The organism is Halomonas sp. MS1 (genome assembly GCF_024182575.1).
GTDB lineage: Bacteria > Pseudomonadota > Gammaproteobacteria > Pseudomonadales > Halomonadaceae > Vreelandella.
In genome coordinates this window covers 1,219,269-1,232,307 of record NZ_CP098926.1, presented here as the reverse complement: position 1 = coordinate 1,232,307, position 13,039 = coordinate 1,219,269, and the positions used below count along the sequence as shown (strand labels likewise).

Sequence of the window (13,039 nt, the reverse complement as noted above, 5' to 3'; positions counted from 1 at the left end):
CATGGCCTTTCATACTATCAATGGCCGCAGCGTCGCTTACCGATTGCTCGGCTCGGATGTGAATCCACTTATCGTGCTAGCGCATCCACTGGGCATGAGCCAAGCCGTGTGGGACGACATCATTCCCGCGCTGCTACCCCGCTACCGGATGCTGACCTGGGATCTTCCCGGCCACGGTGCTAGTCAGGCAGCCAGCGGTGCACAAATCACTCCCGCTGATTTAGCCGCTGAGGCTCTAGCATTGGCAGAGCTGGCGGCTGCTGAGCGCTTTCACTTTGCCGGTACGTCCATTGGCGGTGTCGTCGGCCAGCAGTTGATTGCTGAGCATAGCGACCGGCTGCGCTCCGCTACGCTGACCAATACTGGCGCAGTGATCGGCAATCCTGATCTCTGGAACACCCGCGCAGGGCGGGTGCGCCAGGAAGGCCTGGCAGCGATGTCTGAAGAAATCGTGCCGCGCTGGTTTGCACCACAGGCCTTTGAGGCAAGTCCGGCGCTGAAAGCAGGATGGTGCGTACAAATGGGCCGTGGCGACGATGAGTCCTACGCCCAGCTATGCGAAATGCTTGGTCGTAATACGTTCTCTGGAAAGCTTTCTGGTAAGAACGCCCCTCATAAGGTCAGGGTACAGCTGTTTGGCGGCAGTGAAGATATGGCCACGCCGCCCGCAACGTTGGAAGCCTTGGCAGCGGAGCTAGATGGCGCACCTTTGGAGATATTTGACGGTGTGGGGCATGTGCCGTCGGTAGAGGCTCCGGTGCTGTTCGCGCAGAAGCTTATTGCTGTGCTTTCCGCCGATTTAGGTGACGGTGTGGCGTAAGCCTCCGGACTGGAGGGTCGCAAACAGGTATAGGCAGAGAGAAGTATTTCTATAACCGCATAACCGTCATGCCCACTAAGCGCTAGAGACACACTACGATACTCTAGCGTTTGGTGGGCATGACGTTAGCGTTTCTATAGATTCGACGATATGCCGCGCTCGTTAGCTATTAAGAGCCTGTAAGAAAACGCGGCGGAGTCGATAGAGCAGAGCTGTTATGCGTCACCTTCGTGTATAGATGAAGGATGACCGCATAATGGCTTCACATGGATATCCATATAGGGAAACAGCGGCAAACCGCTAATAAGATCGTGGAGTTCAGCATTGTCACTGACGTCGAAGATGCTGACGTTGGCGTAGCTGCCAGCGATCCGCCATAGGTGGCGCCATTTGCCTTGCCGTTGTAGCTCCTGAGAGTAGGCTTTCTCCTTTGCTTTGATGTCAGCCACTTGCTCGGCGGGCATATCCGCCGGCAGTTTTACGACCATTTCTACATGAAACAGCATTGCACTTCTCCATGGGTAGTTTTGCTACAGGTATTCGCGCTACAGAGTGTTTTTTCGATTTAAATAGGCTTGTCGCCAGCGCACGATTTTAACCTCGGCGAATAGCCCAGCTTGGTGGAATGGGTCAGACTCGATGAAGTGCTCGGCCTCCTCGCGGCTATCCAAGTCGACTAGGTAGATACCGCCAGACGCCGTTTTGCCATCATCGGAAAGCTTGGCGCCACAGGCCAGCAAGGTCACTACGTTGGCATCCAGATACTCCAAGTGGGCTTGGCGTACCTCCAGGCGTAGGGCCTGACGGTCGGGCTTGTCGAAGGTTTCGATCAAAAAAGGCATGGGGCAGTCCCGTAAGTCAAGAGTCGTTAAGCGTAGATAAGAGCCGTTAGGCGCCGAGGTAGCCCCAAATCAGCATCGCGCTGGCGTAGATGACCCCGAGGTAGATTAGGATCAGCACCATGTAGCCCATCACATCACGTAACTTCAAGCCGGAGATGGCTAACACCGGCAGGATCCAGAATGGCTGCACCATGTTGCTCCATTGGTCACCAATTTGGACGGCAAGCGCCGTGGCTGCCTGGGAAGCACCAAGTTCTGTGGCGGCTTGAACCATAACAGGACCTTGGACAGCCCATTGGCCGCCACCGGATGGTGCCAGCAGGTTGATGATGGCGCCGCTGATAAATGACCAGATAGGCAAGGTTTGCGCACTGGATATATCAACGAAGGTATTGGCGAACGAAACCACCAGCCCTGACCCCACGAGAATTCCCATGATCCCGGCGTAGAAAGGGTACTGCACGATAATGCCAGAGACGATACGAATCCCATCCGCCAAGGCGGCTAGGTAGTTGGCAGGCGAGGCAAATAGCAATATACCCAAAAACAGGAAGGCGAAATTGATGGTATTAAGGTTCAGCGAACCGCCATCGAATGCATACAGTGCAATATACAGCATGCCTAGCGCGCCGATGCCAATGCCCACCACTTTGCTGCGATTCAAGCGTTCGGCGATGGTGGTTTTTGTGTCGTTGGGCAGCGGGGCTGCGGAGGGCTTGGCTACCGTGGCTGGATCGATTTCGACGATATCTTCGGCTTGCTTGGGATGCAGCCAGGCATTGAAGAAAGGAAGAGTGAGCAGAATAAGGGCGCTGGTGATCAAAAGAATGGGCGAGAAAATTGTTTCGCTCAGTGGGATTAATCCAATCGTATCCTGAAGAAAGTGCCCTTCGGTGGCGATCAGTAGCGGCACGCTGCCAGACAGACCGATACCATAAAGAGCAAAGCCAGAATACGCCGCAGCGATCACTAGTGGGTAATGTAAGCCTTTCACGTTAAGCGCCAACTTCTGGGCGACTATACCGCCGATGACCAAGCCGAAACCCCAGTTTAGCCAGCTACCGATACCTCCCACTAGAGTGGCAACAACAATCGCGACGAAGGGCGTTGTGACGCGTGCTGCGACGCGGTTGAGTATGCCGTCAACCAAGGGCGTTTTGGCCAGGATATAGCCCGCTAGGAGGATGACCGTCATTTGCATGCTGAAGGCCAGTAAGTCCCAGAAACCATCGCCCCAATAACGCACTGCATTCAAAGGGCTGGTGCCCTGCATTAACACTGCCAGGAGCATTGTGAGCATGGTTAGGAGGATCGCGATGACGAGAGGATCGGGCATGTAGCGGTTAACGAGCCGGGTGAAGAAATTTGCCAGCGCATTCATAGGAAGCCCTCTTATTGTCGGCGTGCCTGTCATTGTCTACTATGTACGCATAGCGCACATAAGTTCGTTTTTCGTGAGTGATCTTTGACTCACGACTAGTTTTATTCAATGCGACATTTGTCTAGGTTCACGTGAATGATCTCCGAGCCAGACGAAGGAGGAAGGACTGATGCAGGACGATTCATTGCAAGCTGCTGTGGTAGGTGCGGGAACCATGGGCACCACGCTGGCCAAGTTAATGGCGACGCATGGTGTCAAGGTCACTGTGGTTGATACCAACCCGAAGGTATTGGAAGCCAGTCGCTTGAATGTGGGGGAGAGTGCCGAGATCATTCGCTTTACCCCAGATTTGGAGGTGGCGAAGAGTGCCGATTTTGTCATTGAGAGCGTGACAGAAGACGTCGCGATTAAGCGAAAGGTCGTGGCGCAAATCGAGTCTGAAGTGGCCGATACTTGTATCATCGTGACCAATACATCGGGTATTCCGATTGATGACATCGGAAGTGCCATGCGTGTGTCGCAACGGTTCCTGGGGACGCACTTCTTTAATCCGGCGGATATCATACCTGCCGTGGAAGTGGTGCCAGGCAGCCATACCGAGGCGGCAGTAGTGGAAAAGGTGTGCGGTTGGCTAAAGCGTTGGGGGAAACGCCCTGCGGTACTGAATACCTGTGTACCTGGTTTCGTCGCTAACCGGATCCAGCATGCGGTGATGCGTGAATGCCTCTCCCTGTTGGAAAAAGGGGTAGTGGAGGCCGAAGCGCTGGATGATATCGTGCAGTACTCTATTGGTGTGCGTATGGCGTTGAACGGCCCCTTATGTCAGCGCGACCTTAACGGGTTGGACACCCACCTGAATATCGCCCATTACCTCTATGCGGATCTCGAAGCACGTCAGCAACCTGCCGCTCTACTTGAAGAGTACGTTGCCCAAGGTCGCCTAGGTGCCAAGGCTGGGCAAGGTTTCTACCAGTGGAGTGATGAGACGCGGACCCAGCACCAGGCCCGGGAGCGGGAAAACCTGCAGCGTATCATTGAAATCGCTACCCAACATGCCGGTGGAGACAAGTCATGAATCAGCCACGCTGGAAGAAACGTCCTGAAGGTAGCAACTGGGGCGAGTTTGGCCCTGAAGATCAACTGGGGCGAGTCAACCTGATCGGCACCGAGCAGGTGCTCAAAGGTGTGAAGGAAGTCCACGAAGGGGTGACATTCTGCTTGTCGCTACCTCTGGATATCCCCGGCGGAAAGGTGTTGAACCCCCGTCGTTCGCCTCCGAAGCTAACCCCGACAGCTCTGGGTGATGACCAGTACATCAACTTTCCCCTGGCGACTCATAGCCCCGCGCTGCATGACGTTATTAGTGATGACCAGGTTCAGCTATCGTTGCAGTACTCCACGCAGTGGGACTCCCTGGCTCACGTGGGCGCTCTGTTCGATGGCGATGGTGATGGCACGCCAGAACGCCGCTACTACAACGGCTACCTGGCCGAGCAGGATGTGCTCGATCTGAGCGGAGAATCGGCCCAGTGGCACGACTCCTATGCTAGACGCCTGGGAATCGAGACACTGGCGACACATGGCATGCAAGGCCGAGCCGTATTGGTCGATTTGGTGAGAGTTTTCGGTGCGGGAAGAACGCTGGTAGGGCACCTGGAGTTGATGGAAGCGCTGAAACAACTGAACGTGGTGGTGGAGCGTGGCGATATGCTGGTATTGCGCACTGGGTTCGCCGAGGCGTTGTTGGATATGCAGGGTACGCCACAGCCAGAGGTGCTGAAAAACACCGGGGCAGTGCTTGATGGCAGTGATTCAGCCTTGCTGGAGTGGATCACTGACAGCGGCATTGCGGCGATCTGTGCGGATAATTATGCGGTGGAAAACTTAGACCGTGAGTTGGCGTCGAGCTGTTGCTCTAAACTTCCATTGCACCATCATTGCCTGTTCAAACTCGGATTGCCGCTGGCGGAGTTATGGTATCTGAAAGATTTAGCAGAATGGTTGCATAGCCGCCAGCGCAACCGGTTCTTGCTGACGGCGCCACCACTTCGGCTGCCAGGCGCCATTGGCTCGCCGGTGACTCCAGTGGCAACCGTATAGTGATGAGTTTGCCGCTACGCTGAAGGGCGTTAGAGATACCTTCGACAATGGGAGTGCTTACGCCTGGGTGATAAGCTCTTAGGTCTGATCAATTCGACCGTTGAGGCAAACTCACAGTGAGCAGAAAGACTTGGCTGTATGCGCTGGTTCTGGCCTCTTTAATCGTGCTGAGCCTTTTGGGGTTATGGTGGTTATGGCATTGGCAATACAGCCACGCCGAAGCGGATGCCCAGCGTCACGCGAATACGCGTCTAGCGCTCTACACCAGCAGCCTGCAAGGCGCGCTTGAGCGCTTTACCTACCTGCCTGACTTACTGGCCCAGCAGCCTTTAGTCCAGGCTGCTCTGCGCGAACCTAGTGATCTATTGCTGTCTCCTGTTAATCAGCACTTGGCAGAGGTCGCTGAGCGTTCGGGCGCTGACGCCATTTTTCTGATGAATGCGCAAGGCGTCACCCTGGCCAGCAGCAATTATGCACTCGAGCAAAGTTTCGTTGGCCACGATTATCACTTCCGCCCCTATTTTTACGATGCCATGCAGAGCGGTAGCGGTGAATTTTTTGCGATCGGTGACACAACCGGACAGCCGGGTTATTTCACCTCTTATGTCGTCACTCTTGGCGACGACACTGTCTCTGCGGGTGTCCTGGTGGTTAAGGTCTCACTGGAAGCGCTTCAAGAGGATTGGCGTCGAGCACAAGAGAACGTCATTTTGTCGGACGCTAATGGCGTTGTGATACTTTCTAGCCGTGAGCAGTGGCGGTTTCAGCACATTGATGGGCTTTCTGATGATGCATTGGCGCAGATTAATGCCCAACGTCAATTTCTCGATAAATCGCTTTCCCCTCTCGGCCAGCGGCTACATGACGATACGCTGGTAATAGGCAACCAAGCACAAGGAGGAGGCGAGCGTTTTCTGGTCGCTTCCCTGCCGCTTGCTACACTGGGTTGGTCGATGCATTATCTCAGCCCGGTGCGGCCACTTTATATCAGTGCTCGCAACGTACTTCTGGCGGGCTTAGTCACGCTGTCCGCTCTTTTGTTGTTTGGCTTGTGGTTGCGTGAACGCCAAAAACGCCAACATATGCGCGATGCTCAGGCGAAAATCATCCAGCAAACCAATATTCGCTTGGAAGAGCGTGTCCAGGAACGCACCCAGGCCTTAGAGGATGCGCAAGCTGAACTGGTCCAAGCGGGTAAATTGGCCGCCTTGGGGACCATGGCGGCAGGCATTGCCCATGAGCTTAATCAACCCCTTTCAGGCATCCGCACTTATGCTGCCAACGGTGAGCGGTTGTTGGCGCTCGGCCGTCAGGAAATGGCAGGCGACAACTTCCAACGTATTCAGGTATTGAGCAAACGCCTCGCTCGGTTAATCGAGCAGCTAAAGTTGTTTGCTCGCAAGGGCGAGAGCCGCGAGAGCGTGGATCTTCCGGCCAGCCTGAACTTCGTACTAGAACTACTGGAGGAGCGTTTCCAGCAGCAAAAAGTGCGTTTGGAGCGTGACGGTGATTGGCCGCAGTCACTCTGGGTACGCGGCGATGACGTTCGCCTTGAGCAGTTGCTTACCAACCTGCTGCGTAATGCGCTGGATGCGTTGAACGACATAGCCAATGGGGTCATTCGTCTTCACGTTGAGATCACTGCGGAGCAAGTGCAGTTGACGATCCATGACAATGGCCCAGGCTTGCCCCAAGAAGTGATCGAGCAGATGTTCGACCCATTCTTTACGACTAAACCGGTTGGGGAAGGCTTAGGGCTGGGGCTGTTTATTAGCTACGGCATTGCTCAGGATCTTGGCGGTAAACTCAGCGCTGGTAATCACCCCGCTGGGGGCGCTTGGTTTTGTCTGACATTACCGCATGGTGAGGAGACACCTTCATGACGCACGCATCTTCTAGCACCTTAGCTCGACTATCGGCTGCTTCTCTGCCCGTCTGGCTAGTGGACGATGAAGCCGATGTCCGTGACTCTCTTAGCCAATGGTTGGAGGTGTCGGGATTAGAGGTTCGCACGTTTTCACGCGCCGGTAAGGCGCTGAATGCACTTCAAAACGGCCAGCCGTGCGGTGTCGTCGTCAGTGATATCAAGATGCCCGAGATGGATGGCTTGGCCTTGTTTGCCGCCGTGCAAGCACTCGATACTCCGCCCCCGGTGATTCTGATCACAGGCCACGGCGATGTCCCCATGGCGGTTGCGGCGATTCAGCAGGGAGCCTGGGACTTTGTGCAAAAGCCCTTCGACCCTGAACGCCTTGAAGAGTGTGTACGACGAGCACTAGAACATCGTGCCCTGGCGCTGGAAAACCTACAGTTACAGCAGGCGTTACGGCATAACTATTTAAGCACGCGCCTGCTCGGCGACTCTGCGCTGATGCAAGTACTACGGCGCCAAGTGGAAAACTTAGCTGCTAGCCGCGCCAACGTGGTTATCAATGGTGAAACTGGCAGCGGCAAGGAAGTCGTGGCTCGCGCCTTGCATGACTTTGGCAGCGGTAGCCAAGGCGCTTTTGTGGCGTTGAACTGTGGCGCCATGAACAGTGAATTAATTGAATCAGAGCTGTTCGGGCATGAAAAAGGCGCCTTTACCGGGGCGGGAGAGCGGCGTATAGGCCTGCTGGAAACCGCCAGCCACGGCACCCTCTTTTTGGATGAAATAGAGTCACTGCCACTGTCTGCCCAGGTTAAGCTGTTGCGCGCACTGCAGGAAGGTGAAATTACCCGGCTAGGCAGCAACCAAGTTATCCACCTCCATCTTCGGGTCGTAGCGGCCAGTAAAGAGAACTTGCTGGAAATGGTCTCGCAAGGAGATTTTCGCGAGGATCTTTATTATCGTCTGGCGATTGCTGAGCTGGCGATTCCTCCCTTGCGTGAGCGCCGCGAAGATATTCCCTTACTGTTTCGTCACTTTTGCCATCAAGCCGCTGATGTTCACGAAAGGCCGCTGCGCGAACCCACCACAGAACTACTGACCGCCCTCGGCAATCATCGGTGGCCTGGAAACCTCCGCGAGCTGCGCAATATTGCCACGCGCTTTATTCTTGGGCTGGATCTGCCCTGGCAAAGCTCGCCTATGCCGCCACATCAAGCGTCTGCACTCTCTGTGCGTATGGAAGTATTTGAGGCTACCGTCTTGAAAGAAGCGCTACAGCGCCATAATGGCAATATTCAAGCGGTACTCGATGAACTCGACCTGCCTCGCCGTACACTCAATCAGAAAATGCAGCGTCACCAGTTACGCCGCGAAGACTTTCTCGCGACCTAAACGATTGATTCAAGAGTTAATGCGCTAGGGCTGATTCATCGGCCATTTTTTGCCGATGAGGGCAAAAACCATCGGCGAAAAATGGCCGATGGTCGTTCAGGCGCCTTCGCCTTTTGTCGTAGAGGTGAAATCATAATTTATTGATTTTTATGGCTTTGTTTAAAGTTGGCTAGCTTCTCGCTCTATTGGGGAAGGAGTAGTGATTACTCCAACAATTCCAATAAGCTGGGAGCAACACCATGCTGAAACGCCAATTTCTTAAAACCGCTCTTTGTCTCGCTACTGCCGCTGCATTCGGCGTCAGTGCCTCCGCTGTTACCGCCCAGGAACCTACCGAGGGCGGACAATACATCATGGGCACTGCCACCACCGGTGGCACGTTCTATCCAGTAGGCGTCGCGCTTTCTACACTGATACGTGTCAAGCTCGAGCCTACCCACGGCATCTCCGTTTCCGCCATCAGCTCGGCGGGTTCTGCGGAAAACTTGCGCCTGATGGATGACGACCAGGCTCAATTCGGCATTCTGCAAGCGCTCTACGGCGCCTGGGCATGGTCCGGTGAGGGGCCAGTGCCCAAAGCCTATGACAACGTACGCTCAGTTTCTATGCTGTGGCAGAACGTCGAACACTTTGTGATGCGTGACGCACTGGTCGATACTGGCACCATTGATGACTTGACCCAGCTCTACGGGCGCGGTTTCTCCATTGGGGCGCGTAATTCCGGTACCGAAGGTTCTGGTCGGCAAATTCTTGCCGGTCTGGGCATTGATCCGGAGCAGATGGATATTGCCTACCTGGGCTACAGTGCCAGCGCTGATTCCATGCAGAACGGCAATATAGACGGCATGAACATACCGGCAGGCGTTCCGGCCTCTGCCGTGACCAGCGCCTATGCCAATATGGGCGATGACATTACCACGCTGAACGTGACCGCTGAGCAACTTGAGCGAATTAACAGCCAGTACCCAGTGTGGAGCGCTTTCGAAATTCCCGCCGACACTTACCCTGGTCAGGACTCCCCGATCAATACCATTTCCCAGCCCAATATTTTGGTGGTTAACGCCGATGTGCCTGAAGAACATGTGTATCAGATCACCAAAGCCATGTTCGAGAACCTACCGTTTCTAAACAACATTCACCCGGCAACGCGTGATATGGCTCTGGAGAAAGCGCTCGACGGTCTGCCGATACCACTGCATGCCGGTGCCGCGCGCTATTTCCGTGAACAAGGCATTGAAATTCCCGAGCATCTTCTCGAAGGCTGAAGGCCTATCGCCCTGCATCTGCCTGGCATAAGCCGGGCGGATGGCCTCCCTATGCCTGACTTCGTTTCATGAGGTACACCATGAGTCATTCGACACCTGATACGGTGCGCGATGAATCCGCAAGCAGCGCTTCAGAGCGCCTTGAACATCCCTGGCTTGGGCGGATTCTGAGCTTGCTCGCCATCGTCGTTGCTTTCTCACATATCTATTTCAATACCCTGGGCACTGTCTCAGAGATTTGGGTTAGTGCATTACACTTCGGTATGTTCGGCCTGTTGTGCGCGCTTTCCGTGCCGATGTTCAAAGCGCGCTCGGCTAGCGGTCAGCGCCTATTACTCGCCGTTGATGTGTGTCTTGGTCTAGCCGCCCTAGGCTGTGCGTTCTATTTAATCGGCTTTGAGGATGCGCTTTATGCCCGTGGGGTACGCTTTTCCCTGGCTGACTGGATCGTGTCGATTACCGCTTTGGCGTTGGTATTAGAATTTGCCCGCCGGACTACCGGCTGGTTTATCCCGCTGCTATGTATCATTGCGCTGACGTACGTTGCTTGGTGGGGGCGCTATGTAGGCGGGGTGTTCAATTTCCCCGGGCTGAACTGGGAAACTGTTCTGTTTCGCAGCTTCCTCGGCGGTGACGGCATGCTGGGCTCGATTGCCCGGATTTCCTGGTCTTACGTTTTTATGTTCATTCTCTTTGGTGCCTTCCTGGTTCGTTCGGGCGCTGGAGAGTTCATCATTGAGCTGGCACGTTGTGCCGCGGGTCGTTTTGTTGGTGGCCCGGGGTTTGTAGCGGTATTCGCTTCAGGGCTTATGGGGTCAGTGTCTGGCTCCAGCGTAGCCAATACGGTCTCTACCGGTGTGATCACTATTCCCTTAATGCGTAAGGCAGGCTTTCCACCACGTTTTGCGGCTGGCGTTGAAGCCGCGGCTTCAACCGGGGGCCAGCTTATGCCTCCCGTTATGGGGGCGGGGGCTTTTATCATGGCCTCTTACACCCAGGTTTCATATCTCACTATCATTGGTGTCGCTGCGCTTCCTGCACTGCTGTACTTCCTCTCGGTGGCCATGTTCGTGCGCATCGAAGCCAAGCGTAGCGGTACTCATCAGGTAGAAACGGAACAAGCTCCAAAACTGATTGATGTATTGAAGGGCGGTTGGCACTACCTGCTGCCACTCGTGGTGCTGGTCGTCGCCCTTATCAATGGCTTCACCCCCACCTATGCTGCCGGTATCGCTATCGTGTCGGTGGTCGTTGCTTCCTGGTTATCACGTTCACCCATGAAGCTTCAGGCAATTATCGACGCTTTGGTACTGGGCACCCGCAACATGGTTTCCACCGCCATTTTACTGCTGACGGTTGGCTTGATCGTCAATGTGGTGTCGACGACCGGCATTGGTAACATCTTCTCGTTGATGATCTCAGACTGGGCGGGCGGCAGCCTGTTAATCACCATCGTGTTGATCGCGCTGGCCTCTCTTATTCTGGGGATGGGGTTGCCGGTGACGGCCGCTTATATCGTATTGGGCACGCTATCGGCACCTGCGTTGTATGGTCTGATGGCACACAGTCAGCTGTTAGAACTGATTATGGCCGGTGATTTGCCCGAGCAGGCACGGGCGATCTTTATGCTTGCCGCGCCAGATGCTTTGGAAGCGCTGAATGCCCCGATGGACGCCGCCAGTGCTCAACAACTACTGGCCTTGGTACCGGACGATTTCCGTTCACAGCTCTACGAGCAGGCGCTTTCGTCGCACACAATATCGATGCTGCTGGTGGCGGCGCACATGGTGATTTTCTGGCTATCTCAGGACTCCAATGTGACTCCGCCGGTATGCCTTACCGCCTTCGCTGCGGCGGCGATTGCCAAAACGCCACCTATGCGTACTGGTTTTACCGCTTGGAAAATCGCCAAGGGCCTCTACATCATTCCCTTGCTGTTTGTGTGGTCGCCAATGATCACCGGGACGCCGACTGAAATGTTGGTGGTGTTTGCCTTCGCGTTGTTCGGTATTTACGCCATTATCGCAGGGCTGGAAGGCTATCTGGAAAGCGAGTTGCCCTGGTGGCTGCGCCTAGCCATGTTCCCCATTGGTGCTTTAATGCTGTGGCCCCATGGAAACTTGCTGCTGGACTTCGTGGGCTTGGCGCTGTTTTTAATAACGCTGGTGTGGAGTGCCAGACGTGACCGCCAGATGGCACATACAATGGCCTGACACTAGGCGAGCATAAAGGGGGCAGCCCTCTTATCAATAGCGCTCAAATAAATGCCGCCATCAAAAGATGGCGGCATTTCAATGTAATGTCTTAATCAACGTGGGTGATGGGTTGTCGGTCGGGGTCAATATGCCAAGGCAGGCCGAGGCGTGTGTTGCGCTCTAGCTCAGCAATGACCTGTGCGCCCAGTAATAAAATGATGGCACCGACTTCCAGGCTGATCAGCACAATGATCAGCGTTGCTAGGGACCCGTAAACGGCGTTGACGAACGAGAGGTGAGTGAAATAGTAGACCAGTAGCAGCCGCACGCCTTCCCACAGCAGTGCCGCGACAAAGCCGCCGATGATTGCTCGGCGTAACGCGATACGCACTACCGGCAGCACCTTGTAGATAGCGCTAAACAATAAGAAAACCCCAGCAAAACTGAATAAGTTCAGGACTGGTTCGGAAAACCCTGCAAACGGCAGTTGCCGCTCAAAGAGCGCCATCATCAGCGTATTGAGCGAGCTGGCCAGGGTGACGACCAGTGTTAAGGCCAGCAGCCCCGCCCCTAGCACTAACATGAAAGCGTACGGCAGCATCACCGATACCCACACACTACGCTTGATGTGGGGGCTTTCTGGCGCATGGAAGATAATCGCCAAGGCATCTTCTAGCATGCGAAAGGCAAAAGAGCTGAAGAGCAGCAGAATGGGTAAGCTAAGAATGCCGATGACGCCGCGAGACTCCAGCAGACTGCGCACGGCGTCCATCAACACTTCGGCATGGGCCGGTGCTAGGTGGCGCGCTTGTACAGCAAGAACGCTGAGTAAATGCTGTTGATCCACCACTTTGGTCAACAGTACAACCAATACTGCAAATAGCGGCACGATGGAGAGCAAAATATTGTAGCCCACCCCACCGGCAAGCAGGATGCCGCGATTCTTCAGGAAGTGACACACGACACGCCAGGCAAAATGAGCCAGCCGTGGCAGCAGTAGAAGTAAGGCATTGAGTGCTGTTTGGTTGCGCCCCATCGTTTGCCATCCTCCTTGTGTGCCAACACTATGCTTTGGCGGTGTGACTGTTCAGCGACAACAAGCGTCAGTGGATAGACTGACGCACAGACCGGCAAAATGATAGCCAATGATTGGCGTTGCCCGGCGGAACCCATT

11 protein-coding genes are annotated in these 13,039 nt (G+C 54.8%); 7 read left to right on the top strand and 4 right to left on the bottom strand.

All coding sequences use genetic code 11. The features are described from left to right. The first annotated feature begins 1 nt into the window (after position 1). Complete coding sequence (locus tag NF683_RS05450; RefSeq protein ID WP_253921492.1) at positions 2–820, top strand: alpha/beta fold hydrolase; 819 nt, start codon at positions 2–4, stop codon at positions 818–820. A gap of 215 nt (positions 821–1,035) precedes the next feature. On the opposite strand, the gene catC is transcribed toward NF683_RS05450, so the two are convergent. From catC to NF683_RS05435, 3 genes are read right to left on the bottom strand one after another with little or no spacing between them, the layout of a single operon-like run. Continuing rightward, a complete protein-coding gene (gene catC, locus NF683_RS05445; protein WP_089040420.1) occupies positions 1,036–1,326 on the bottom strand; it encodes a muconolactone Delta-isomerase in 291 nt (96 codons plus the stop codon). A gap of 39 nt (positions 1,327–1,365) precedes the next feature. Beyond that, positions 1,366–1,662: a YciI family protein gene (locus tag NF683_RS05440; RefSeq protein WP_089040421.1), complete on the bottom strand. Its 297-nt coding sequence runs from the start codon at positions 1,660–1,662 to the stop codon at positions 1,366–1,368. A gap of 46 nt (positions 1,663–1,708) precedes the next feature. Next, positions 1,709–3,043 carry a short-chain fatty acid transporter gene (locus tag NF683_RS05435; RefSeq protein WP_089040422.1) on the bottom strand — a complete coding sequence of 445 codons (1,335 nt, stop codon included), beginning with the start codon at positions 3,041–3,043 and terminating at the stop codon, positions 1,709–1,711. A 169-nt stretch (positions 3,044–3,212) separates the two neighbouring features. Here NF683_RS05435 and NF683_RS05430 point away from each other — a divergent pair, with 169 nt between their 5' ends. From NF683_RS05430 to NF683_RS05405, 6 genes are all read left to right on the top strand, one after another. Next, on the top strand, positions 3,213–4,118 hold the full coding sequence (locus tag NF683_RS05430; protein WP_253921491.1) for a 3-hydroxyacyl-CoA dehydrogenase NAD-binding domain-containing protein: 906 nt from the start codon (positions 3,213–3,215) through the stop codon (positions 4,116–4,118). Continuing rightward, positions 4,115–5,143 carry a cyclase family protein gene (locus NF683_RS05425; protein WP_253921490.1) on the top strand — a complete coding sequence of 343 codons (1,029 nt, stop codon included), beginning with the start codon at positions 4,115–4,117 and terminating at the stop codon, positions 5,141–5,143. The genes NF683_RS05430 and NF683_RS05425 overlap by 4 nt, the downstream gene beginning before the upstream one ends. Before the next feature lie 116 nt (positions 5,144–5,259). Next, positions 5,260–7,026 carry a sensor histidine kinase gene (locus NF683_RS05420; protein ID WP_253921489.1) on the top strand — a complete coding sequence of 589 codons (1,767 nt, stop codon included), beginning with the start codon at positions 5,260–5,262 and terminating at the stop codon, positions 7,024–7,026. Continuing rightward, on the top strand, positions 7,023–8,405 hold the full coding sequence (locus tag NF683_RS05415) for a sigma-54-dependent transcriptional regulator (RefSeq protein WP_253921488.1): 1,383 nt from the start codon (positions 7,023–7,025) through the stop codon (positions 8,403–8,405). The genes NF683_RS05420 and NF683_RS05415 overlap by 4 nt, the downstream gene beginning before the upstream one ends. Before the next feature lie 239 nt (positions 8,406–8,644). Beyond that, on the top strand, positions 8,645–9,670 hold the full coding sequence (locus NF683_RS05410) for a TAXI family TRAP transporter solute-binding subunit (RefSeq protein WP_089040427.1): 1,026 nt from the start codon (positions 8,645–8,647) through the stop codon (positions 9,668–9,670). 80 nt (positions 9,671–9,750) lie between these two features. Further along, positions 9,751–11,883, top strand: coding sequence for a TRAP transporter permease (locus NF683_RS05405; protein WP_089040428.1), 2,133 nt, complete (start codon positions 9,751–9,753; stop codon positions 11,881–11,883). Between the two features lie 91 nt (positions 11,884–11,974). Here NF683_RS05405 and NF683_RS05400 read toward each other — a convergent pair whose 3' ends face one another. Then, positions 11,975–12,901, bottom strand: a complete 927-nt coding sequence (locus NF683_RS05400) for a YihY/virulence factor BrkB family protein (RefSeq protein ID WP_089040429.1) — start codon at positions 12,899–12,901, stop codon at positions 11,975–11,977. Positions 12,902–13,039: the final 138 nt, after the last annotated feature.

What these genes read in the sequence shown, in the direction of transcription:
- NF683_RS05405 (WP_089040428.1), top strand. Translation starts at nt 9,751, where the DNA reads ATGAGTCATTCGACACCTGATACGGTGCGCGATGAATCCGCAAGCAGC.
- NF683_RS05400 (WP_089040429.1), bottom strand. Translation starts at nt 12,901, where the DNA reads ATGGGGCGCAACCAAACAGCACTCAATGCCTTACTTCTACTGCTGCCA.
- NF683_RS05415 (WP_253921488.1), top strand. Translation starts at nt 7,023, where the DNA reads ATGACGCACGCATCTTCTAGCACCTTAGCTCGACTATCGGCTGCTTCT.
- catC (WP_089040420.1), bottom strand. Translation starts at nt 1,326, where the DNA reads ATGCTGTTTCATGTAGAAATGGTCGTAAAACTGCCGGCGGATATGCCC.
- NF683_RS05450 (WP_253921492.1), top strand. Translation starts at nt 2, where the DNA reads ATGGCCTTTCATACTATCAATGGCCGCAGCGTCGCTTACCGATTGCTC.
- NF683_RS05435 (WP_089040422.1), bottom strand. Translation starts at nt 3,043, where the DNA reads ATGAATGCGCTGGCAAATTTCTTCACCCGGCTCGTTAACCGCTACATG.
- NF683_RS05410 (WP_089040427.1), top strand. Translation starts at nt 8,645, where the DNA reads ATGCTGAAACGCCAATTTCTTAAAACCGCTCTTTGTCTCGCTACTGCC.
- NF683_RS05440 (WP_089040421.1), bottom strand. Translation starts at nt 1,662, where the DNA reads ATGCCTTTTTTGATCGAAACCTTCGACAAGCCCGACCGTCAGGCCCTA.
- NF683_RS05430 (WP_253921491.1), top strand. Translation starts at nt 3,213, where the DNA reads ATGCAGGACGATTCATTGCAAGCTGCTGTGGTAGGTGCGGGAACCATG.
- NF683_RS05425 (WP_253921490.1), top strand. Translation starts at nt 4,115, where the DNA reads ATGAATCAGCCACGCTGGAAGAAACGTCCTGAAGGTAGCAACTGGGGC.